Here is a 21,796-nt window from a genome sequence, read left to right as displayed (position 1 = left end):
ATGGTGCGTGATGCCCCACAAAGGAGTCTGCGATGACCGAAGCATTGCTGATCGATGATGTTCACTTGGTGAGTCCAGGGCAGCCGATACGCCGCCATGCGGCGCTGCGAATCGAATCTGGGCGTATCGCCTGGATCGGGCCGCGGGAGATGGCCGTACCAGCGGAGCGAACCCTGAGTGGCCGCGGCGCGCTGTGCCTGCCGGGCTTTGTCAACACGCACAATCACACGCCGCTGATGATCGTGCGAGGCATGGTCGAGGACCTGGGATTTGCTCCGGCCTACACGCCAGGGATCCCCCAGGGGCACTGGCTGTCGAACGAGGAGACTTTTCTTTTGGCCCGGCTGGGTCAAACGGAACTGCTGATGGCGGGTTGCACAACCGTGGTCGACTACTACCGTGCGCCAGATGCGCTCGCCCGCGCCGCGATGGAGACTGGACTGCGAGCCTTTATCGGCGGACGGGTCATGGATGCCGACTCTGCCGCGCTGGCCGAAGGGCGTTTCGAAACCGATAAGGCCCTGGGTGAAAGCACGCTTCGCGATAGCCTCGACCTGATCGCGCGATGGGACGGTGCCGACGGGGGCCGCATTCGCGCTGTGCATGCGCCACATGCGCCCGATACGTGCTCGCGCGGCCTGCTGAACGAGGTTTCTCACCTGGCTGACGCCGACAAGCGACCTGTCCATACACACTTGACGCAGTCTCGCCTGGAGGTCGAACAGGTGCGAGCCCGCGAGGGCATGAGCCCAGTGGAGCTGCTGGACGAGGTCGGGCTGTTGAACCCGGGATTGTTTGCAGCGCACGGCATCTACATGGACCAAGTCGACATTGCGCGCGCTGGCAGTGCACACATCCATTTGTGCCACGCCCCCATTGGCAACGCTGCCTTCGGAGCAGCCGCACCGGTTTTGGCCATGCGGGAGGCTGGTGTGGGCGTGACGCTCTGCACCGATACCAAGTCGGCGGACATGTTCGAGACCATGCGCATGGCGATCGTCGCGGCGAGGGTACGGGCGCAAGAATTTGTGTTGGACGCAGCGACCGTTTTTGGCTGGGCCACCGAGGGTGGCGCGCTGGCACTCGGTTTGTCTGACCTGGGTCGTCTGGAGGTCGGTTATCGCGCCGATCTGGTGATGCTGGATCCGGCGGCGCCAAACCTTGTGCCTGTTGTTGATGGCTGCGGCATCCTGGTACACGCTGGAAGCGCCACCAATGTGCGCCATGTGTTTCGCGATGGCCAGCATCTGGTGGCAGATGGCCGACCGACGCAGCTGGATCTGGAAGCCGTATTGCGCGACGCGCAGGCCGTTGCTGATCGGCTGTGGGCTCGGGCACGAGCTGTCTGACTTGCTCACAATCAGTGCCATGAAATCCGCTGTCCCCGCGGTCTCCCGCACCACCAACCTGCTGTTGGCGGCGCGTCTTACCGGAAAGTCACAGCCTGCCTCGACCCTGCCCAGTTTGGCCAGCGCCTATGCCGTGCAAGCAGCCGTTGGCGAGGCGCTCGGCTGGTTCAAGGACGGCCCGCCTCGGTATTGGAAGACAGGTGGCGCAAGCCGCGATGCGGTGCTGACCCATGCTCCACTGCCTTCGTCTGGCATTCACGTCAGCCCCGCCGACCTGCGTCGGGAGCCCTTTCATTTTCGAGGCATCGAGGCTGAAATCGCATTGCGCATCGGCGAACCCATCGACGCAGCGCGCGCGGCCATGGATCGGTCGCCTTTGGTGGACGCCATGTGCGTGGCCATCGAAGTGGTCGATTCACGTTGGAGCGCTGGGATGAAGGCGGCTCCGCGGATCAAGTTGGCAGACCTGCAGTCTCATGGTGCTTTGGTGCTCGGAGAATGGATCCCGTACGCGGTGCGCGACTGGGCGGTGCAGTGTGGGCGGGTCGAAATCGGATCGAGGGTGCAAGCGTTCCATGGAACGCATGCCCTGGGTGATCCAGCGTGGGGACTTACGACCTGGGTACGGCACGCGGTGAGCCAGGGCTATTTGATCCCAGCCGGGACCGTGGTGACCACAGGCACCTGGTGCGGGCTGCTCATGGCTGAGCCTGGAGATTCAGTGCGTGTGTTGTTCGATGGCATCGGCGAAGTCAGCGTGCGCTTCTAGCGCCGCGGCAGTTCAGCGTATGCCTAATCCAATGAACGAATCTTCCCGCTCCAGGCAATGACATCTGAAGTTATGCATGGTCCTGATTCGTCATTGTCTCGCGGGCGAACAATCGGGGTGCCAAAATCCGGCGAACTGCCACCCGCATGCTGGTGGTGGGCCTTTCGAGATGTGGAAGCTGCGCAGTCAGCAGTTCTTCGTTTTTCCTCTGTGGCAAGACCGCAGAGCACTTGACCATCAAAAGACCGCCGACCGAAACCATGACAGCTCATTCAGCACACCGCCTGACCTCCAAGGTCATCAACAGCGAAGAGCAGCTGCGCGCGCTCATCGGGACTCCAGCCGAGCTGACTTGCGCCAAGATCAGCAATCGGCTGAACCCGATGACTCGATTGTTCGTTGAGCGCTCGCCGTTCCTTTGTGTAGCCACCAGTGACCTTCATGGCCACTGTGACCTGAGCCCACGGGGCGATCCTGTCGGATTTGTTCGCATTCTGGACGACCGCACCTTGCTGGTTCCCGAGCGCCCGGGCAATCGGCTCGCAGATTCCCTGAGGAACATTCTGGTGAACCCGCATGTCGGCCTGCTTTTCATTGTGCCCGGCGTGACCGAAACGTTTCGTGTGAATGGTCGCGCAACGATAACGGTCGACGCCGAGTTGCTCGCTCCCTGCGCCGTCGAGGGCAAGCCGCCAGCGCTGGGTGTGCTGGTCGATATCGATGAGGCCTACACGCAGTGCTCAAAGGCATTCCTGCGCTCACATCTCTGGGATCCGAAGCACTTTGTTGACCCTTCCACAATGCCCACGGGTGGGCAAGTTCGCCGTGCAATTCAGGGTGAAGGGTTTGACGCAGAGGCGTTCGACCGGGAGCGAGAGGAACGCTACGGACGGCGCGTTGGCTTTTATTGAATGAGAATGGCGCGGCCCCGTTCGTGCCATCCTCAGCGCCGCGGTCCAAATGTGCCCGAGTACCCGTCAAAAACAGGCGGTGATGGGGGGTTGCGATGGTGGTTGGCAATCGGCGTGAGCCGATTTCGGTCAGGCACGGCCTCAGGGTTGAGCGGGTTCTGTTCCCCCGATTGCTCCCCCGCTTCACTCTGTATGTCAATGTTTGTTCTTGTACGTCGCTGACAGGAAAAATGTTGATTTACCAATGAAAAAGGCCGTCAGGTGTATGTCCTTGACGGCCTTTGGCGACTCATGTGGAGCGGGTGAAGGGAATCGAACCCTCGTATGAAGCTTGGGAAGCTGCCGTTCTGCCATTGAACTACACCCGCGAAGAGCGCGATTTTACGCGATCAGACCCTGCCTTCACGCGTGAGCGGTGGCCTCCAGCAGCACTTCGGGCAGTCCAGCCAGCGTCAGCCCTGCAGTGGCGATGGCGCCGCGCAGGCGGCGCGCGTTGTCCACCGCGCCCGGCGTGTCGCCGTGCACGCAGATGCTGTGGATGACCGTGGGAAGCCGCTTGCCGCTCTGGGACACGATGGCGCCCGAATCGAGCATGCGCATGACGTGGGCGACGACTTCGTCGGGGTCGTGGATCACCGCACCAGGCTGGCTGCGCGGCACCAGGTTGGCCGAATCGTTGTAGGCGCGGTCGGCAAAGATCTCGGCGGCCACAGCCAGGCCGGCACGTTGGCCGGCGGTGATCAGTTCGGACCGCGCGGGCGCCAGCAGGATGAGTTCGCGGTCGATCGCACGCACCGCACGCGCCACGGTGGCGGCCAGCGTGGCGTCTTCACAGGCCTGGTTGTTCAGGGCGCCGTGGGGCTTGACGTGGGTCAGTTTGCCGCCCTCGGCGGCCGCCATGCCGGCCAAAGCACCGATCTGGTAGATCAGCGCGGCCTCCAGTTCGGCTGGCGCCATCTTCATCGGCCGGCGGCCAAAGCCTTGCAGGTCGGGGTAGGCTGGGTGGGCGCCCAGGCCCACGTTGGCAGCCAGCGCGATGCGCACGGTGTTGCGCATCACCAGCGGGTCGCCGGCATGAAAGCCGCAGGCGATGTTGGCGGAGCTCACCACCTGCAGCAAGGCCTCGTCTTCGCCCATGGTCCAGGCGCCGAAGGATTCGCCGAGGTCGGCGTTGAGGTTGATCTTCATCGCAGTATCCGATTGGCAGGGTCGTTACAGGGCAGGTTCGGCGTGGGTCAGCGGGCGATACTCGGCGCCGAGGGCGTCAATGAAACCGGTCACCAGGTTGGCCTCGAACATCGCTGCCAAGTCGATGCCACCGAGCAGGAGCGGCCGCAGGCTGGCGATCAGTGCGCGGGTCTCGGCCTCGGCGGCGCGGGCCATGCGTTCACCGGCCTCGGCGTCAACCAACAGGAAACGCAGGGTTTCGCCGGGGCGCGCAGCCGCCACGCGGGCCAGGTCGGTGCTGATCACCGTGGCGATTTTCGGGTATCCACCGGCGGTTTGCGCATCGGCCAGCAACACGATGGGCTGACCGTTGCCCGGCACCTGGATGGAGCCGGGCACGGTGGCGTCGGACACGATTTCCCGCGCGCCCCGGTGTTGCAGCGGCGGACCTTCCAGTCGCACGCCCATGCGGTCGGCTTCGGTGGTGACGCGAAAGGCAGTATCGACCAGGCTGGCCATGGCCGATTCGGAAAAATGGTCGGCCTGTGGCCCGGCGACGATGCGGATCGGTCCAGCGTCCACGTCGGGAGGTGCCGGCAACATGCTTTCGGCGCGGTCGGCTGCCTGGGTGGTGGGCAAGAAGACGCCGGGGGTGAGTGCCCGGCCGTCGATGCCGCCCAGCGCGGCGCGCGCATAGGTCGACGCACTGCCCAGCACGTTGGGCAAGGCCAGGCCTTCGATGGCGACCACCGCCACCCGGCCGTGCTCCAGCCGCCGCAAGCGCAGCAGGTCGCCATCGGCCAGGGTCAGCGAGCGCCAAGCGCCCAGTACGTGGCGCTCGCCCGCGCTCTCGGTTTCAATCACGGCGTGGCCCGCCACCGCGACGCGTACCGGACCGCCGCGCGCGGCCAGCTGCAAGCCGCCATCGAAGCACTCGATCACTGGCGTGCCCTCGGCATTGCCCACCAAGGCATTGGCGATGCGCATCAGTCGCCAATCCAGCGCGCCTGCCCAGGGCACACCCACTCGGCGCAAGCCTCGGCGTCCTGCGTCCTGCACCGATGCGTAGGCGCCTGGAGACAGCACTTCGATGCGCGCCGCGGCCGTCATACGCCTACCCGCGCATCCGCATCGGTCGGTTCGTTGGCCAACCAGCGCGTCGGGTCGATTTCGCCGGACTGGCAGGCGGCTTCGATGTCCTGGCACTCTGCTTGCGACACCGGCACAAAGCGCACCCGATCACCGGCAGCCAGCAGCGAGGGCGCCTCGGCTCTCTTGGCGTCGAACAGCGGGACCGGGCAGCGGCCCAGCAGGTGCCAGCCGCCCGGGCTCTCCCAGGGGTAGATCGCGGTCAGACCGCCCGCGATGGCCACGCTGCCTGCGGGCACACGCACGCGCGGCTCGGTGCGCCGCGGCAGCTTCAGTCGCTCGTGCACGTCACCCATGAACGGGAAGCCCGGCAGAAAGCCCAGCATGTAGACGCACACCTCGGTGCCGGTGTGCAGCGCGATCACCTCGTCGGGGGTGGCGCCGATCGTCTGAGCGATGGTGTCCAGGTCCATGCCGGACTCGCCGCCGTAGCAGACCGGCAGGCGCCAGCGGCGGCTTTGCACCAGTGCGCTGGGATCTTCGGCGTCAGCGAGCATCGGCTTCAGCATGCTCAGCAGCGCCTGCCGACCAGTGATCAGCGGGTCGTAGAACACGGTGAGCGAGCGGAAGGTTGGCATGGTTTCGATCAGGCCGGGCAGCTCGCCTGCGCGGTGCGCACGGGCGATGGCCTGGTCCAGCGCCTGCACCGCGGCCAGCAGGGTGACGTCGATCCGGTTGCCGAATTCCACCGTGAACGCGGCGTCGCCCGCGTCGAGCAGCCGCACGCTCATGGCGCTTTGGCGCGCGAGGGGCGGTGTGCAGGGACAGCAATCATCGGCTCAGGCTCACATGCGGTTGGGCAACCAGAGGATCAGGTCCTGCAGGAAGTAGGTCAGCATGGCAGCGAAGAGCATCAGCAGGAACATCGGCGCCGCAGCCCGCGCGATGTAGGTGAGCGGGTGCTTGGTCAGTCCCTGCAGCACGAACAGGTTCAGACCCACCGGGGGCGTGATCTGCGCCAGCTCCACCAGCAACACGGTGAACACACCGAACCACACCAGATCAAACCCGGCCGCTTGTACCGTGGGCAACAGCACACCGATGGTGAGCACCACCATGGAGATGCCGTCCAGAAAGCAGCCAAGGATGAGGTAGAACACGGTGAGCGCCATCACCAGCGCAAACGGCGACAGGTTCTGGGCGGTGATGAATTCGGCCAGGTGGCGCGGCAGGCCGACAAAGCCCATGGCCAGCGTGAGAAAGGCTGCGCCGGCAAGGATCAGTCCGATCATGCAGTACACCCGGCAGGCGGCGCCCACGCCGCTGGTGAAGGTCTTCCAGCTCATGCTGCCTTCCACCGTGGCCAGCACCAGCGAACCCAGCACGCCGATGGCCGCGGCTTCGGTGGCAGTGGCCACGCCAGAGTAGATCGAGCCCAGCACCACACCGATGAGCATCACCACCGGGATCAGATGGCGCGAGGCGTAGAGCTTGTTTTTCAGGCTCATGCCCAGTTCGGCGGCCGGTACCTTGCTCGGGTTGAGCAGCGCCCACACGACGATGTAGCCCATGAACAGCGAGGCCAGCAGGATGCCGGGCACGATGCCGGCAATGAACAGCTTGGCAATCGAGACATCGGCCGCCACACCGTAGACGATCATGATGATCGAGGGCGGGATGAGCAGGCCGAGCGTGGCCGCACCGGCCAGCGTGCCCACCGCCAGCGACTCGGGGTAGCCGCGTTCGCGCAGCTCGGGCAGTGCGATGCGACCGATGGTGGCGCAGGTGGCCGCCGACGATCCGGACACCGCGGCAAAGATGGTGCTGCCGATCACGTTGACATGCAGCAACCGGCCTGGCAGGCGGTTGAGCCACGGCGCCAGGCCCTTGAACATGTCTTCGCTGAGCTTGGTGCGGAACAGGATCTCACCCATCCAGAGGAACAGCGGCAGCGCGGTCAGCGTCCAGCTGGAAGTGGAACCCCAGATGGTCAGGACCATGCTGTCGCCCACCGGGCGGCTGGTGGCGAACTCCATCGCCACCAGGCCCACCGCCAGCAAGGCCATGCCGATCCACAGGCCAGAGCCCAGGGCGATGAAGAGCAGCACGATGAGTGCCGTGGCAAGCAGGATGTCCATGGTGGGGTCTGGTGCGTTGGGGCGGTTCAGTCCGCGTGGGAGGCTTCTTCAGAGGCCTCGGCGAAAAACGGGGTGCCCGACAGGCGGGCCCACAGGGCCTGCGCAAACGCCATGGCAAAGCCGATGCAGCCCAGCGCCATGCTCAGCTGCGGAATCCACATGGGCGTGGCGTCGCCGGTGTAGGCCACGTCGTGCAGCGTGTACGACACCCACACCAGGCGCACCGCGAACCACGCGAGAAAAAAGGAAATGCCGACCCCGAGCAACAGCGCGATCAGTTCCATGACGTTGCGCTTGCCCGCACTCACACGGTCCAGCACCAGGGTAGCCCGGATGTGTTCGTTGTTCTGCAGGGTGGAAGGCAGCGCCAGGAACAGCGCGGCGGCGATGGTGTAGCCAGCGTAACCGTCCAGCCCCGGGATGTTCCACAAAAAGATGCGGGCAAGGATGTTGAGCATGATCGCCACAAACGCACCGATCAAGGCCACGCCGGCGAGGATCAGCAGGAGCCTGTAAAAGCCCATGGTCAAGCGTTGGAACATCGTGTTCTCCCGAACCGGGTTGGTGGGCAGCGCACCGACCGTCTGGGGTCGGTGCGCCGCTGTGGGCTTGCGAGGCGGCCCGCTTACTTCTTGCGGTAGGCGTCGATGATGGCCTTGCCGTCAGGTCCCGCCGATGCCAGCCACTCGTTGGTCATGGTCTCGCCGATCTTCTGCAGCGCAGCTTTCACGCTGTCCGACGGTGGGGCGATCGTCACGCCATTGGCTTTCAGGATGGCGATGGAATCGCTGTCCACCTTTTCGCTGGCTGCCCAGCCTCGCACCTCGGCCTCAGCCGCAGCCTTGAGCACAGCGTCCTGCGTGGGTTTATCCAGCGCATCAAAGGCCTTCTGGCTGACCGCCGTCACGTTGCGCGGCAACCAGGCGTTGACCGGGTAGAAGTACTTCACCTGCTCGTACAGCTTGCCGTCGGCGCCGCTGGCGCTGGAGGTCAGGAAGTTGTTGGCAGCGCCGGTAGCCAGGGCCTGGCTCAGCTCAGGCAGCTGGATGGTCACGGGTGCAGCGCCCAGCATCTGCGCAATCTTGGTGGTGGCCGGGTTGTAGGCGCGCATCTTGGTGCCCTTGAAGTCATCCGCGCTGTTGATCGGCTTGACCGAATACAGCGACTGGCCAGGCCATGGCACCGAGAACAGCATCTTGATGCCCTGGCTCGCCAGCACTTTGGCCTGCACCGGCTTGGTGGCGTCGTACAGGCGCTTGGCGTCGGCGTAGCTGGTGGCCAGGAAGGGGATGGAATCAGCGCCGAACAGCGGGTTCTCGTTGGCCAAGCCGGAGATGATGAACTCGCCCGCCGGGGCCAGACCGGTCTGGATGGCGCGCTTGATCTCGGGCTGCTTGAACAGCGAAGCACCGGAGTGCACCGTGATTTCGAGCTTGCCGCCGGTCGCGGCCTTGACGTCGGCGGCGAACTGTTCCAGGTTCTTGGTCTGGAAGGTGTTGGCCCCGTAGCCGCTGGGCAGGTCCCACTTGGTCTGGGCGCTGACTGCGCTGGCGAGGCCGATGGCGGTGAGGCCGAGGATGATCGATTTCATGGGAATCTCCTGTGGGAATGCCAATCAGTTGCTGGCGAGTTGGTGGTTCAGAAGGTCGGTGATCAGCATCGAACCCGGGGCATGGGTGATGCAGAACGCCGGTCGAGCCCTCTTCAATGCCGCCTGCGGCGTGACGCCACAGGCCCAGAAGACAGGCAGCTCATGCGGCAGCACGTTGACCGCGTCGCCGTAATCGGGCTGGCTCAGATCGCTGATGCCGATCTGGGCCGGGTCGCCGATGTGGATCGGGGCGCCATGCACCGCCGGGAATCGAGAAGTGATCTGCACCGCGCGGATCGCATCGGCCGCCACCAGCGGGCGCATCGAGACGACCATCGGGCCACCAAAGGCGCCGGCCGGATGCGTTTCGATCGATGTGCGGTACATGGACACATTACGGTCCTCCTCGACGTGGCGCACGGAAATGCCTTCGGTGCGCATGGCCCATTCGAACGAGAAGGAGCAGCCGATCACGAACGAGACCAGATCCTGGCGCCAGACGGCGCTCACGTCTTCACATTCGTCTACCAGTTCACCGTCGCGCCAGACGCGGTAGCGCGGCAGGTCGGTGCGCAGGTCGATGTTGTTTCCCAGCAGGGGTAAGGAGGGGTCCCCGACTTCACCCACGCTGATCACCGGGCAGGGCTTGGGATTGCGCTGGCAGTACAGCAGGAAGTCGTGTGCATCGGCCGCTGGAAGAACAACCAGATTGCCTTGCACGAGGTCATCGGCCAGGCCGCTGGTGTGGCGCTTCAGCTCACCGCTGCGGATGCGGGCGCGCAACTCTTTTCCACGTCGCGCAGCGTCTGCGTTGAAGTTGAATGCGGTGCCGTGCATGGGGTTCCTTCTGGATTGCTGAGACGAGTCCGAGACCTGATCCCGGTGGCATGAACGCATCTTGCTGGCGATCTGAAAGCAGATCAAACAAAACTTTTCTCGCTCAGTTCATCGATTTATTCGATGTCTAGGGTTTACCCCAAGATGGTTCAGTACGCTGTCGATCAGCGTTTTCTGGGCCATCAATGTGGGGTCGATCCGCCAGCTCAGGTGGGTCGGCAGTGCCGGCAGGGAAAGGTCGCAGGTCAAGGCCTTGAGCGGCATGCGGCGGCGCAGCCGTTGCAGTACCTGGGCGGGCAGTGTGGCCACGCCCAGCCCGTCTTCCACCAGCTGCGACATCGCGCTGATGGAGGACACGGTGTGCACGCGCGAGGGTTCCACGCCGGCACGCTTGAGCATGTCGAGCAGCGCGATATGGGGCTGCGAGCCGCGCTGGAACGTGATCAGTTCCACCTCCGCGAGCTGCGCCGGTGACCAGCTTCGACGGCGGTGCAGCTCGGCGTGGCCGACAAACTTCATGTCCATCGAGGGCAATGCCAATGAACGAACGCTGTTGCCGGTCGCGGGCAGGGCGGCGATGGCCAGATCCAGTGCGCCGCGCGAGAGCAGGTCAACGAGCACCGGCGAGGTCTCTACCGTCAGCTCCAGTGCCAGCATGGGATTGGCCTTGTGCAGTGATCGCACCCAGTCCATCAGCCAGGAGTGCGAGGCCGATTCAAATGCGCCCACCTTGAGCACCACAGGCTGGATCGAAGCCGTGCCCATTTCCGACTTGATCTCGCGCTGCAGATCCAGCAGGCGCTCGGCGTGCACAAAAAAGCGCTGACCGGCCTGGGTGATGCGGAACTGCTTGTCGCGCCGGTCCAGCAGCTGCACGCCCAGCTCCTGCTCCAGCATGGCAATGCGGCTCGACATGGCCGACTGAGTCAGATGCAGCTTCTCGGCAGCGCGGGTGACGCTGCGCAGCATCACCACCCAGTAGAACGACTCGACGGATCGCAGGTTCACGGTGTGTTTCCTGATGACGTTGCGGGCGCAAGGGTCGCGGTGAAACAGAGCTGACCAGGGCAGGCGCCAGGTTCGACAGGCCTGTGGCTTGGAGCGGAACATGCCAGTCGAGCGAAGCCAGTGCGCTCAGCCGCCAGCCGCGCCAGGCGTCGACGAAGCGTTCGAGTCTAGCGGGCTTCGCTCTTGGCCTCCAGGATTCACAGTGCCTCTCAGAAAGGCAGCGTGAAAATGGAAGCGCCAATGTGGTGCTCCATTGACTCGGATCAAGATAACTCCCTCGGGTATCAATAAGCTGAGGTGGTTTTCAACCGAAATCAACCGAAAGAAAGGGGATCCGACATGATCACACATCGCACCCTGCTGGCCATTCCGCTGGTGGCCCTGGCACTGGCCGGCTGCAGCACGCCGCCGACCCAGGAGCAGACTGGCATGGTGGTGGGCGGCATTCTGGGCGGAGTCATCGGCAACCAGGTGGGCAGAGGGTCCGGGCGCACCGTGGCGACGATTTTGGGCACCATTGTGGGCGCCAGCATCGGCGGCAACGTGGGCCTTTCCATGGACGAGACCGACCGCCTCAAGACTGCGCATGCGCTGGAGTCGGTGCGCACCTCGGTGCCTTCCACCTGGGTCAATCCCGACACCCGCAACCAGTACACCGTGACGCCAACGCGCACCTACGAGTCTGCGGTGGGGCCTTGTCGTGAATACTCGGTGAAGGCGCTGATTGGTGGGCAGCCCGAAACGGTTTACGGCACCGCCTGTCGGCAGGCCGATGGCAGCTGGAAGGTGATCAACTGACTCGGAGTGCCTTCAGCGCATGCCCTCGGGCAGCTTGAACTCGCCTTCCGAGCTGAAGCGCGTATTCCGCCACTGCGGGCCTGAGAGCTTGCCGCTGATGACGTAGCCGATGCTGCTGGTGTCACCCTGAGCCATGCCCAACGCCTGGCGCAGCATCGCCACTGCCGGGACGCTGACCGGCACGCTGAGCACGGCCTCGCCAAAGCGTGGCACCGCGCCTCGCATGTCACTCACGCCGCTGGCGAAGCGCTTGCCGCGCACATCCATTTCCAGATAGACGCCGTCGTACTCGATGGGCGTGTCGTTGGGGTTGATCACGCGCAGCTTCACCAGCATGCGCAGCTCCATGCCCTGGCCCTGCAGCGGTTGAACACCCACCACGTCAACCTGAGGCGGATCACCCGGAGCGAAGCTGGCGCAGGCGCAGAGAGCCAGGGTCACCGCCAGCAGCAGCGCGCGGCGCACCGCGTTCATTTCAGGATGTCCCCGAGGCAGAGGTACTTGATTTCCACGTAGTCGTCCATGCCGTGGTGCGAGCCTTCGCGCCCGAGGCCGGACTGTTTCACGCCGCCAAAGGGCACGTGTTCGGTCGCCAGGATGCCGACGTTGATGCCGACCATGCCGTATTCCAGTGCTTCGGCCATGCGGTAGATGCGGCCGATGTCGCGGCTGTAGAAGTAGCTGGCGAGGCCAAACTCGGTGTTGTTGGCCGCGTCGATGGCTTCCTGCTCCTGCTCGAACTTGAACACGGGCGCGAACGGGCCAAAGGTCTCCTCCCTGGCGCAGAGCATGTCGGCGGTGGCGTCGGCCACCACGGTGGGCTCGAAGAACTGGCCCGCCAGGCGCTTGCCACCGGCGAGCACGCGGGCGCCCTTGGCCACGGCGTCATCCACATGGCGCTGCACCTTTTGCAGCGCCGCTTCCTCGATCAGCGGGCCCTGGTTCACGCCCTCTTCAAAACCGTTGCCGACCTTGGCGGTCTTCACCTTGGCGGCGAACTTCTGCACGAACTCGTCGTACACGCCACTCTGCACATACAGGCGGTTGGAGCAGACGCAGGTCTGGCCGGCGTTGCGGTACTTGCTGGCGAAAGCGCCTTCCACTGCGCTGTCGATGTCGGCGTCGTTGAATACGATGAAGGGCGCGTTGCCACCCAGTTCCAGCGACATTTTCTTGACCGTGGGCGCGCTCTGTGCCATCAGGATGCGGCCCACCTCGGTGGAGCCGGTGAAGGAGATGTGGCGCACCACGTCGCTGGCGCACAGCACCTTGCCCACGGCAATCGAGTTGTCGGCGTCAGCCGTGATCATGTTGAGCACGCCGGCCGGGATGCCGGCACGGATCGCCAGCTCGGCAGCGGCCAGCGCGGTCAGTGGCGTGAGTTCAGCCGGCTTGATGATGACCGGGCAGCCGGCCGCCAGCGCGGGCGCGACCTTGCGCGTGATCATGGCCAGCGGGAAATTCCAGGGCGTGATGGCGGCGCACACGCCGATGGGCTGCTTGAGCACCATCAGGCGGCGGTTGTTGTCGAACTGCGGCAGGGTTTCGCCGTTGACGCGCTTGGCCTCTTCGGCGAACCACTCCACAAAGCTGGCGCCGTACGCCACCTCGCCCTTGGCCTCGGGCAAGGGCTTGCCTTGCTCGGCGGTCATGATGCGGCCCAGGTCGTCCTGGTTGGCCATGAGCAGGTCGTACCACCTGCGCAGGATGATGCTGCGCTCTTTGGCGGTCTTGCCTTTCCAAGCGGGCCAGGCGGAGTTGGCGGCGGCAATCGCCGCTTCGGTGTCTGCCGGGCCCAGGTTGGCCACGTCGGCCAGCTTGTGGCCTGTCGCCGGGTCGAGCACGTCGAATCGGCTCGCGCCTTTGAGCCACTGGCCGTTGACCAGGGCGTCGGTCTTGAGCAGGGTCGGGTCCTTGAGCTGGGCCAGGGGTGAGGTCTTCATGTCCATGCGGTGTCTCCGGTCAGAAAGGGGTGTGGCGAGGGCTTGGGGCAGGCCCGCTCGCGCGCCATCCATGAGCATAGCCCTTTGGCGCCGGGGCTGCAGTGCCGCCAGCGACCGGTTCGATGGGACCAGCCAGTCGGCAAACGCAGCCGGGCGCCACCCCGCGGGGCGACGCGGAAGTGTTGGAAAATAGCGGGTTTGTTGCACCGCCTCCTGTGCACCATATCCCGACCGACCCGAACCCACCCAAGGCCACCATGACCCGCCCCGCCACTGCTGTTGCCTCCGTTGCCGACATCCGCAAGACCTTTTTGGACTTCTTTGCTTCCAAGGGCCACACGGTGGTGCCCTCCAGCGGGCTGGTGCCGGGCAACGACCCCACGCTGATGTTCACCAACTCGGGCATGGTCCAGTTCAAGGACGTGTTCCTCGGCACCGACAAGCGCCCCTACGTGCGCGCGGCCTCGGTGCAGGCCTGCCTGCGCGCTGGCGGCAAGCACAACGACCTGGAAAACGTGGGCTACACCGCGCGCCACCACACCTTCTTCGAGATGCTGGGCAACTGGAGCTTTGGCGACTATTTCAAGCGCGAATCGCTGAAATGGGCCTGGGAGCTGCTGACCGAGGTCTACAAGCTGCCGCCCGAGCGCCTGCTGGCGACCGTCTACGCCGAGGACGACGAGGCCTACGACATCTGGACGAAAGAAATCGGCTTGCCGCCCGAGCGTGTGATCCGCATCGGCGACAACAAAGGGGGGCGCTACAAGAGCGACAACTTCTGGATGATGGCCGACACCGGCCCGTGTGGGCCGTGCTCGGAGATCTTCTACGACCATGGCCCGGAAATCCCCGGTGGCCCGCCCGGTAGCCCCGACGAAGACGGCGACCGCTTCATCGAGATCTGGAACAACGTGTTCATGCAGTTCGACATGGCCGAAGACGGCTCGGTCAAGCCACTGCCTGCGCCCTGCGTGGACACCGGCATGGGCCTGGAGCGCCTGGCGGCAATCCTGCAGCATGTGCACAGCAATTATGAGATCGACATCTTCGACCAACTGATCCAGGCCGCTGCGCGCGAGACCGGCATCTCCGACCTGGCCAACCCCTCGCTCAAGGTGATCGCCGACCACATCCGCGCCACGGCATTCCTGGTGAGCGACGGCGTGATCCCGAGCAACGAAGGCCGAGGGTACGTACAGCGCCGCATCGTGCGCCGCGCGATCCGCCATGGCTACAAGCTGGGCAAGAAAACACCGTTTTTCCACAAGCTGGTGGCCGATCTGGTCAGGCTCATGGGCGAGGCCTACCCCAGCCTGGCGAGCCAGGAGCTGCGCATCACCGAGGTGCTCAAGACCGAAGAAGAGCGATTCTTCGAGACTTTGGCCACGGGGATGGAGATCCTCGATGGTGCCCTGGCCGGCGGCGTGAAGCAGTTGCCGGGCGATGTGGCCTTCAAGCTGCACGATACCTACGGATTCCCGCTCGACCTGAGCGCCGATGTGTGCCGGGAACGTGGTCTTTCGGTGGACGAGGCCGGTTTCCACGCCGCCATGGCCAAGCAGAAAGCTGCCGGCCGCGCCGCGGGCAAGTTCAAGATGGACAAGGCGCTGGAGTATGCCGGCGCGGGCAATGCGTTCGTGGGCTACGAGCAGTTGCAAGCGCCAGCCAAGGTGGTGGCACTGTACTTCGAAGGCACAGCGGTGGCCGAGCTCAAGGCGGGTCAGAACGGTGTGGTCGTGCTGGATACGACGCCGTTCTATGCCGAGAGCGGGGGCCAGGTGGGCGACGAAGGCGTGATCACCAGCGGCGAGAAAGCCACGCTGGCCAGCTTTGCGGTGGCCGACACGCAGAAGATCAAGGCCGACGTGTTCGGACACCACGGCACGCTGGAGCTGGGCACGCTCGCCGTGGGCGACAGCGTGAACGCGCAGGTGAACACAGCGCAGCGCGCCGCCACCATGCGCAACCACTCGGTCACCCACCTGATGCACAAGGCCTTGCGCGAGGTGCTGGGCGGCCATGTGCAGCAAAAAGGCAGTCTGGTCGATGCCGACAAGACCCGTTTTGACTTCACCCACAACGCGCCGGTGACCGATGCGCAGATCCGCGACATCGAGCAGCGCGTTAACGCCGAGATCGTGGCCAACGCGGGCACGCAGGCGCGCGTGATGGACATCGAAGCCGCCCAGAAGACCGGCGCGGTGATGCTGTTTGGTGAGAAGTACGGCGAGACAGTGCGCGTGCTCGACATTGGCAGCAGCCGCGAGCTGTGTGGCGGCACCCACGTGGCGCGCACCGGCGACATCGGCTTCTTCACCATCACCGCCGAAGGCGGTGTGGCTGCGGGCGTGCGCCGTGTCGAGGCGGTGACCGGCCTGAACGCGCTGGCCTACGTGCAGGGCATGGAGGCCACGCTGGGCGGTGTGGCGGGCACGCTCAAAGTGGCGCCAGGCGAGGTGCCGGCGCGGGTGAGTGGCCTGCTGGACCAGATGCGTGATCTGGAAAAAGAGATGGGCGCGCTCAAAGGTCGTCTGGCCTCGGCTCAGGGCGACGAGCTGGTGAGCCAGGCGGTGGACGTGAAGGGCGTGAAAGTGCTGGCTGCGGTGCTGCCTGGAGCGGACGCCAAGAGCCTGCGCGAGACCCTGGACAAGCTCAAGGACAAGCTCAAGACCGCCGCCATCGTGCTCGCTGCGGTGGATGGCGACAAGGTGCAACTGGCCGCTGGCGTCACCGCCGACAGCACGGGCAAGGTCAAGGCCGGTGAGCTGGTGAACTTCGTGGCCCAGCAGGTGGGTGGCAAGGGCGGCGGCAAGGCCGACATGGCCATGGCCGGCGGTACCGATGCCTCGGGCCTGCCCAAGGCGCTGGCGTCGGTGCAGGCCTGGGTGGCCGAGCGGGTCTGAACGACCGGATCGTCGGCCCGGTCTGATCGGGTCGACGGTCAGCCAGGCGGTCTCCGCCTGAGTTCAACTTGCCTCAGCTCGGCAGAGGCGAAGGCTCCGCCACCGCGCCCGCGGCCACCAGGGCATTGATCTCGCTGTCCGCCAGGCCATACTCGCGCAGGATTTCGCGCGAGTGCTGTCCCAGCAGCGGTGCGGGAGCTCCGGTGTCAGTGGGGGTGGCCGAAAAATGGATCGGGCAGCCGATGGCCTGCGTCGTACCGGCCTGCGGGTGCTGCAGTTCCACCACCATGCCGCGCGCCAGCGTCTGCGGGTGAGACAGCGCTTCTCCGATGGTGTGCACCGGGCCGGCCGGCACACCGGCGGCGTCGAAGTCGGCCTGCCAGGCCTCGCGCGTACGCTGGCGCACCACGCCGTTCATCAATGCCACCAGGGTGTCGCGGTTTGCCATGCGGTCGCGGTTGGTGGCGAAGCGCGGGTCTTCGCGCCACTCGGGGTGGCCCAGCACCGTGCAGATGCGCTCCCAGTTGGCCTGGTTGGCGCCGCCGATGTTGATCCAGCCGTCGCTGGCCTCGAAGGCCTGGTAGGGCGCGGTGAGGATGTGCGCCGAACCGGTGGGTTCGGGCGACTGGCGGGTGGCGAACCACACCGCGGCATGCCAGTAGGTTTGCTGCAACGCCGCGTCGGCCAGCGAGGTGTCGACCAGCTGGCCTTCGCCGGTCTTGAGCTTGTGGATGTAAGCGGCGAGGATGCCGAGCGCGCCCAGGATGCCGGCGTTCATGTCGGACACCGCATTGCCGCTCTTGGCCGGTGGTCGACCGGGCTCGCCAGTGACCGACATCAGGCCGGCAAAGCCTTGTGCGATCAGGTCGAAGCCGCCTTTGTCGGCGTAGGGCCCGGTGCGGCCGTAGCCGCTGATGGCGCAGAAGATCAGGCCCGGGTTGTCGGCGCGCAGGGTCTCAAAGCCCAGGCCGAGCTTGTCCATGGTGCCACCGCGAAAATTCTCCACCAGCACGTCGGCCTGCTTCGCCATGCGCCGAAGCAGGGCGCGACCCTCCGGGTGCTTGAGGTCGAGCGCCAGACCGCGCTTGTTGCGGTTCATCATCATGAACGGAGCCGACACACCGCCCACCTGGGGGTCGCGGTAGCCGCGCGCATCGTCGCCGCCTTCGAGTTTTTCGATCTTGATCACGTCCGCGCCCATGTCGGCCAGCAGCAGGCCACAGGTCGGGCCAGACATGATCTGGGTGATCTCCAGCACCCGCAGTCCGGCCAGCGGTCCGGTGGATGTTTTCATTGGCCGCTCCAGACGGGGCTGCGTTTGGCCACGAAGGCAGCCACGCCTTCGTGAAAGTCGTCGCTGCCATAAGCGGTGCGGATCAGGTCGTCAGATGCCGCAAGATCGTGCGTGGCCAGGCGCTCTATGGCTGCCTTGCTCACGCGCTGGGTGACGGGTGCCAGCGCACCGAGCCGTTGCGTCAGAGCGGTGGCTGCTGCGCCGATGTTGTCGGGCGTGTCAATGGCATGCAGGTAGCCGCAGGCCAGCGCCTCGTCGGCATCGATGAATTCGGCCAGCATCAGCATGCGCTTGCAGCGCTGAGCGCCGAAGGCCGCGCGCAGACGCGCCACGTTCTGGATCGACAGGCAGTTGCCCAGGGTCTTGGCGATGGGCACGCCGAACTTGGCGCCCGGCGTCGCCAGGCGGAAGTCGCAGGCCGTGGCGATGGCCAGGCCACCACCCACGCACCAGCCCTCCACCACCGCCACGGTGGGCATGTGCAGGCCACACAGCAGCTCGATGCAGGCTTCGATCTGCCGTTCGTAGGCCACGCCGTCCTCGCCGGTCCGGAAGGCGGTGAACTGCTCGATGTCGGTGCCCGCCACAAAGGCCTGGCCGCCAGCGCCGCGAAACACCGCCGCGCGCACGTCGCGCTCGGCACTCAACTGCCGGCTGATGGACACGAGCTGCTCGTACATTGCCCAGGTCATGGCATTGCGCGCCTGCGGGCGGTTGAACACCACCTGCGCCACGCCGGCTTCGACAGCCAGGGTCACTTCACCGGAATCTGAACTCATGAAACTTGCTCCTCAATGCTGAAGGACCATTCGGCGTACGAAGGGAAGTGGGCTCAGGGCACCGCAGGACTGGCTATGTCAGATCGCCAGTGCCGCTCCCTTGGGGGCTGAGGGCCGCGACTCAAAGCCTGCCTGCGCAGGCTTGGACAGCCCGAAGAGTCGGTGGCTCTGGCACCGACGCGGTCTGCAAGACAAGGCGAAGCCGGCGCGGGGGGCTACCTGTAAAAATACTCCACCAGGAACATCGGGATTGCCGGGATGTAGGTCACCATGAGGAGCAGCGCCACCAGGATGCCGATGAAGGGCAGGTTGACCTGGGTCACCTTCCACATGTCGGCCTTGGCGATGGAGCAGGCGGTGGCGAGCACGCTGGCCACGGGAGGCGTTTGCTGGCCGATGCCCAGGTTCAGCGTGACGATCAGACCGAAGTGCACGGGATCAATGCCCACCGCCTTCACCAGCGGCATCACGATCGGCACCACCAGGATGATGGCCGCCGCGGAATGCAGGAACAGACCCACCATCAGGAAGAAGATGTTGAGGATGGCCAGCACCGCGTACTTGTTCTGCGTCAGCGACGAGATCCAGTTCGCCAGCTGCTGCGGCATCTGCTGCTCGGTCAGCAGGTGGCCGAGCAGGGCGGAAGAGGCCACCAGCAGCATCACCACGGCCGTCTGCACCGCGCCTTCGACCATGCATTCGTACAGGTGCTTGAAGTTCAGCTCGCGGTAGATCACACCGCCGATGAACAAGGCTGCCAGCACGGCCAGCGCCGCGCCTTCGGTGGCGGTGACAATGCCGCCGAAGATGCCGCCCAGGATGATCATGGGCAACAGGAATGCCCAGGCTGCATCCTTGAAAGTGGTCCACAGCCGCTTGCCGCTGAACACCTCTTCCACCGGGTAGTTGTAGCGTTTGGCGTACCAGTAGGCCAGCGCCATCATGCCGCCGCCGCCCAGAATGCCGGGCACGATACCGGCCACAAAAATCTGCACCACCGAGGCTTCCGCCATCACCGCATAAAGAATCATCGGGATAGACGGCGGGATGATGATGGCCAGCGTCGCAGATGACGAGGTCACGGCGGCCGCGAACTCCTTGGGGTAGCCCTTTTTCTTCATCGCCGGGATCAGGATCGAGCCCATGGCGGCCACGTCGGCCACGGCGGATCCCGAGATTTCGGCGAAGAACAGCGAGGTGCCGATGTTCACCATGGCCAGGCCGCCCTTGATGAATCCGAACAGGGCCGAGGCAAAGGCAATCAGCCGTCGCGACAAGCTGGACGAGTTCATGATGGCACCCGCCAGGATGAACAGGGGGATCGCCAGCAGCGGGAAGCTGGTGGCACCCGAGAACATCGTGATGGCAGCGCTCAGCAGGTCGTCTGGACTGCCCAGCAGCACCATGGCCACCATGGCCACCACGCCCAGGGCCACGCCAATCGGCACGTTGATCAGGATCAGGGCCAGCAGGCCCAGGAACATCAGGACGGAAATCATTTTTGCATCGCCTTCTGAAGGTCTTTTTCTGCTTTCTGGAGTTCTTTCTCCATCTCCATCCGCTCCGCATCAACCACGCCTGCGCCGCGCGCCTGCGCCAGCAACTCGGGCAGGCTGAGCAGCTGGGCCAGGATGAACAGCACCGCCCCGATCGGTATTACCGACTGGGTGAACCGCGTGGGCACCCAGGGCAGGCTCACCATGGCATCGCCCTCCAGGATCACCAGCACCTGGTAGCCATACCAGGCCAGCACCGCAAAGAAAGTGATCACCACCGCCTCGGCAAACAGCACGGCGGCCACGCGAAGGGCGGGTGGCATGGCGTTGACCAGACCCGGAAATCCGATGTGCGCCCGCTTGAGCGCGGCGAGTGCAGCGCCGTAGTACGTCAACCAGGCCAGGGCGATGGAGGCGACCTCGTCGTACCAGACCATGGGAATCCCCAGCTTGCGGTAGACCACCCCCATCAGCACGATGACGGCCAGCGACGTCAGCAGCAGGATGACGAAAGCCGTCAGCGCGCGATCAAACGCAGTTCTCAAAGTGAAGAACACAGTGGATCATCCTTGGGCAAAACGAGAACAAAGAGGCGCCCATGCGCCGGACCCGGGCGCATGGGCTGGGGGTAGAAGCAGTGCTTAGAGACCAGCGCCGAGGGCCACGGCTTTGCTGACCAGGTCCGAGCCGCCAGGTACTTCCTTGCCGAATTCCTCGTACACCGCCTTGCTGGCCGCGATGAACGCGTTCTTGTCGGGTTCGTTCACCGCGGTGCCCGCAGCCTTGATCTTGGCGATCAGCTCGCCGTCGAGCTCGGCCGCGGTCTTGTACACATAGGGCTGCACATCGCGCGCGGTCTTCTCCAGAATCTCACGCACATCGGCTGGCAGCGAGTTGAACTTGCGAGCGCCCGCCGTGAGGTAGGCCGGGGTATAGACGTGCCCGGTGGTCGAGAGGAACTTTTGCACTTCCTGGAACTTGGATGAGTAGATCTGCGTGAGCGGGTTTTCCTGCCCGTCCATCACGCCCGTCTGCAGCGCCACGAACACTTCAGACAAGGCCATGGGCGAGGGGTTGGCACCGTAGGCCTGGAACATCTTCACCCGCCACACACCCTGCGGCACGCGCAGCTTCATGCCCTTGAGGTCTTCGGGCTTGACCACCGGGCGCACGTTGTTCGTCACGTGCCGAAAGCCGTTTTCCCACACGCCCAGGATCTTGTAGCCCTTCTCTTCGGCCATCGGCAGCAGCGTCGGGCGCAGCACTTCGGCCTCGATCTTCTTCATATGGTCGCGGTTCTTGACCAGGTACGGCATCTCGAACATGCCGAATGCCGGCACCGTGGACGACATCACGGTGGAGGGCAGCGCCATCTCCAGCGTGCCCAGGCGCAGCTTCTGCATCATCTCGGCATCGCTGCCAAGCTGGCTGGAGCCGAACACCACCACCTTGCCCTTGCTGCCCAGACGCTCGTTGGCCAGGCGCGCGAATTCGTTGGCCGAGCGCTCGAACAGCGAGCCTGGGCCACCCACGTGGCCGAGTTTGATCTCGACCTGGGCATGGGCCATGCTCGTGCCCAGCAGCAGCGTGCTGGCACCCAGGATGGCGGCAGCGGCGACCTGTCGCAGCGGGCCGGTGAAGGTCGGGAACTTGAGGGTATGGGTCGGCATGTCTGTCTCCTTGGTCGTTGAGTCCGCTGAAAAAGATGCACCCCCTGCACGGAC

20 protein-coding genes and 1 tRNA gene are annotated in these 21,796 nt (G+C 64.9%); 5 read left to right on the top strand and 16 right to left on the bottom strand.

Annotation, left to right across the window (positions count from 1 at the left end):
* Positions 1–32: 32 nt before the first annotated feature.
* The 3 genes from QUV25_RS10035 to QUV25_RS10025 all read left to right on the top strand — a co-directional run bounded on the left by QUV25_RS10035 (position 33) and on the right by QUV25_RS10025 (position 3,029).
* The gene (locus QUV25_RS10035; protein ID WP_300863517.1) at positions 33–1,349 is read left to right on the top strand and encodes an amidohydrolase family protein; all 1,317 of its coding nucleotides are present in this window, start codon (positions 33–35) and stop codon (positions 1,347–1,349) included.
* The gene (locus tag QUV25_RS10030; protein ID WP_300863515.1) at positions 1,258–2,118 is read left to right on the top strand and encodes a fumarylacetoacetate hydrolase family protein; all 861 of its coding nucleotides are present in this window, start codon (positions 1,258–1,260) and stop codon (positions 2,116–2,118) included. The genes QUV25_RS10035 and QUV25_RS10030 overlap by 92 nt, the downstream gene beginning before the upstream one ends.
* Before the next feature lie 230 nt (positions 2,119–2,348).
* Complete coding sequence (locus QUV25_RS10025) at positions 2,349–3,029, top strand: pyridoxamine 5'-phosphate oxidase family protein (RefSeq protein WP_300863514.1); 681 nt, start codon at positions 2,349–2,351, stop codon at positions 3,027–3,029.
* A gap of 294 nt (positions 3,030–3,323) precedes the next feature.
* Here the strand turns inward: QUV25_RS10025 and QUV25_RS10020 are convergent.
* From QUV25_RS10020 to QUV25_RS09980, 9 genes are all read right to left on the bottom strand, one after another.
* Positions 3,324–3,397, bottom strand: a tRNA-Gly gene (locus tag QUV25_RS10020).
* 34 nt (positions 3,398–3,431) lie between these two features.
* Entirely contained in the window at positions 3,432–4,217 is a 786-nt protein-coding gene (locus QUV25_RS10015) for a LamB/YcsF family protein (RefSeq protein ID WP_300863513.1), read from the bottom strand.
* A gap of 24 nt (positions 4,218–4,241) precedes the next feature.
* Entirely contained in the window at positions 4,242–5,306 is a 1,065-nt protein-coding gene (locus QUV25_RS10010) for a biotin-dependent carboxyltransferase family protein (protein WP_300863512.1), read from the bottom strand.
* Positions 5,303–6,076, bottom strand: coding sequence for a 5-oxoprolinase subunit PxpB (gene pxpB / locus QUV25_RS10005; protein ID WP_300863511.1), 774 nt, complete (start codon positions 6,074–6,076; stop codon positions 5,303–5,305). The genes QUV25_RS10010 and pxpB overlap by 4 nt, the downstream gene beginning before the upstream one ends.
* A gap of 54 nt (positions 6,077–6,130) precedes the next feature.
* Complete coding sequence (locus QUV25_RS10000) at positions 6,131–7,423, bottom strand: TRAP transporter large permease subunit (protein WP_300863510.1); 1,293 nt, start codon at positions 7,421–7,423, stop codon at positions 6,131–6,133.
* A gap of 26 nt (positions 7,424–7,449) precedes the next feature.
* A complete protein-coding gene (locus QUV25_RS09995; protein WP_300863508.1) occupies positions 7,450–7,965 on the bottom strand; it encodes a TRAP transporter small permease subunit in 516 nt (171 codons plus the stop codon).
* 83 nt (positions 7,966–8,048) lie between these two features.
* The gene (locus QUV25_RS09990; protein WP_300863507.1) at positions 8,049–9,014 is read right to left on the bottom strand and encodes a TRAP transporter substrate-binding protein; all 966 of its coding nucleotides are present in this window, start codon (positions 9,012–9,014) and stop codon (positions 8,049–8,051) included.
* 24 nt (positions 9,015–9,038) lie between these two features.
* Entirely contained in the window at positions 9,039–9,851 is an 813-nt protein-coding gene (locus tag QUV25_RS09985; protein ID WP_300863505.1) for a putative hydro-lyase, read from the bottom strand.
* Between the two features lie 108 nt (positions 9,852–9,959).
* Complete coding sequence (locus QUV25_RS09980) at positions 9,960–10,859, bottom strand: LysR family transcriptional regulator (protein ID WP_300863503.1); 900 nt, start codon at positions 10,857–10,859, stop codon at positions 9,960–9,962.
* Positions 10,860–11,198: 339 nt separating this feature from the next.
* Here QUV25_RS09980 and QUV25_RS09975 point away from each other — a divergent pair, with 339 nt between their 5' ends.
* Positions 11,199–11,657 (top strand): glycine zipper 2TM domain-containing protein, encoded by a 459-nt coding sequence (locus tag QUV25_RS09975; RefSeq protein ID WP_300863502.1) that lies wholly within the window; start codon positions 11,199–11,201, stop codon positions 11,655–11,657.
* Between the two features lie 12 nt (positions 11,658–11,669).
* On the opposite strand, the gene QUV25_RS09970 is transcribed toward QUV25_RS09975, so the two are convergent.
* Together QUV25_RS09970 and QUV25_RS09965 are read right to left on the bottom strand one after the other, a co-directional pair.
* Positions 11,670–12,131 carry an LEA type 2 family protein gene (locus QUV25_RS09970; protein ID WP_300863501.1) on the bottom strand — a complete coding sequence of 154 codons (462 nt, stop codon included), beginning with the start codon at positions 12,129–12,131 and terminating at the stop codon, positions 11,670–11,672.
* Positions 12,128–13,606: an NAD-dependent succinate-semialdehyde dehydrogenase gene (locus QUV25_RS09965; protein ID WP_300863500.1), complete on the bottom strand. Its 1,479-nt coding sequence runs from the start codon at positions 13,604–13,606 to the stop codon at positions 12,128–12,130. Before QUV25_RS09965 ends, QUV25_RS09970 begins: the two co-directional genes overlap by 4 nt.
* Positions 13,607–13,857: 251 nt before the next feature.
* Here QUV25_RS09965 and alaS point away from each other — a divergent pair, with 251 nt between their 5' ends.
* Entirely contained in the window at positions 13,858–16,503 is a 2,646-nt protein-coding gene (alaS, locus tag QUV25_RS09960; RefSeq protein ID WP_300863499.1) for an alanine--tRNA ligase, read from the top strand.
* Between the two features lie 73 nt (positions 16,504–16,576).
* On the opposite strand, the gene QUV25_RS09955 is transcribed toward alaS, so the two are convergent.
* The 5 genes from QUV25_RS09955 to QUV25_RS09935 form a co-directional block, all read right to left on the bottom strand.
* The gene (locus QUV25_RS09955; RefSeq protein ID WP_300863497.1) at positions 16,577–17,797 is read right to left on the bottom strand and encodes a CoA transferase; all 1,221 of its coding nucleotides are present in this window, start codon (positions 17,795–17,797) and stop codon (positions 16,577–16,579) included.
* Positions 17,794–18,576 (bottom strand): enoyl-CoA hydratase/isomerase family protein, encoded by a 783-nt coding sequence (locus QUV25_RS09950; protein WP_300863495.1) that lies wholly within the window; start codon positions 18,574–18,576, stop codon positions 17,794–17,796. Before QUV25_RS09950 ends, QUV25_RS09955 begins: the two co-directional genes overlap by 4 nt.
* Positions 18,577–18,791: 215 nt before the next feature.
* Positions 18,792–20,075, bottom strand: a complete 1,284-nt coding sequence (locus QUV25_RS09945; RefSeq protein ID WP_300863494.1) for a TRAP transporter large permease — start codon at positions 20,073–20,075, stop codon at positions 18,792–18,794.
* The gene (locus QUV25_RS09940; RefSeq protein WP_300863492.1) at positions 20,072–20,629 is read right to left on the bottom strand and encodes a TRAP transporter small permease; all 558 of its coding nucleotides are present in this window, start codon (positions 20,627–20,629) and stop codon (positions 20,072–20,074) included. The genes QUV25_RS09945 and QUV25_RS09940 overlap by 4 nt, the downstream gene beginning before the upstream one ends.
* Positions 20,630–20,713: 84 nt before the next feature.
* On the bottom strand, positions 20,714–21,742 hold the full coding sequence (locus QUV25_RS09935; protein ID WP_300863491.1) for a TRAP transporter substrate-binding protein: 1,029 nt from the start codon (positions 21,740–21,742) through the stop codon (positions 20,714–20,716).
* Between the last annotated feature and the right edge of the window lie 54 nt (positions 21,743–21,796).

Source organism: Hydrogenophaga sp., assembly GCF_030373245.1.
GTDB lineage: Bacteria > Pseudomonadota > Gammaproteobacteria > Burkholderiales > Burkholderiaceae_C > Hydrogenophaga.
The sequence above is the reverse complement of the archived record's forward strand: the minus strand, read 5'-3'. Positions and strand labels throughout refer to the sequence as shown.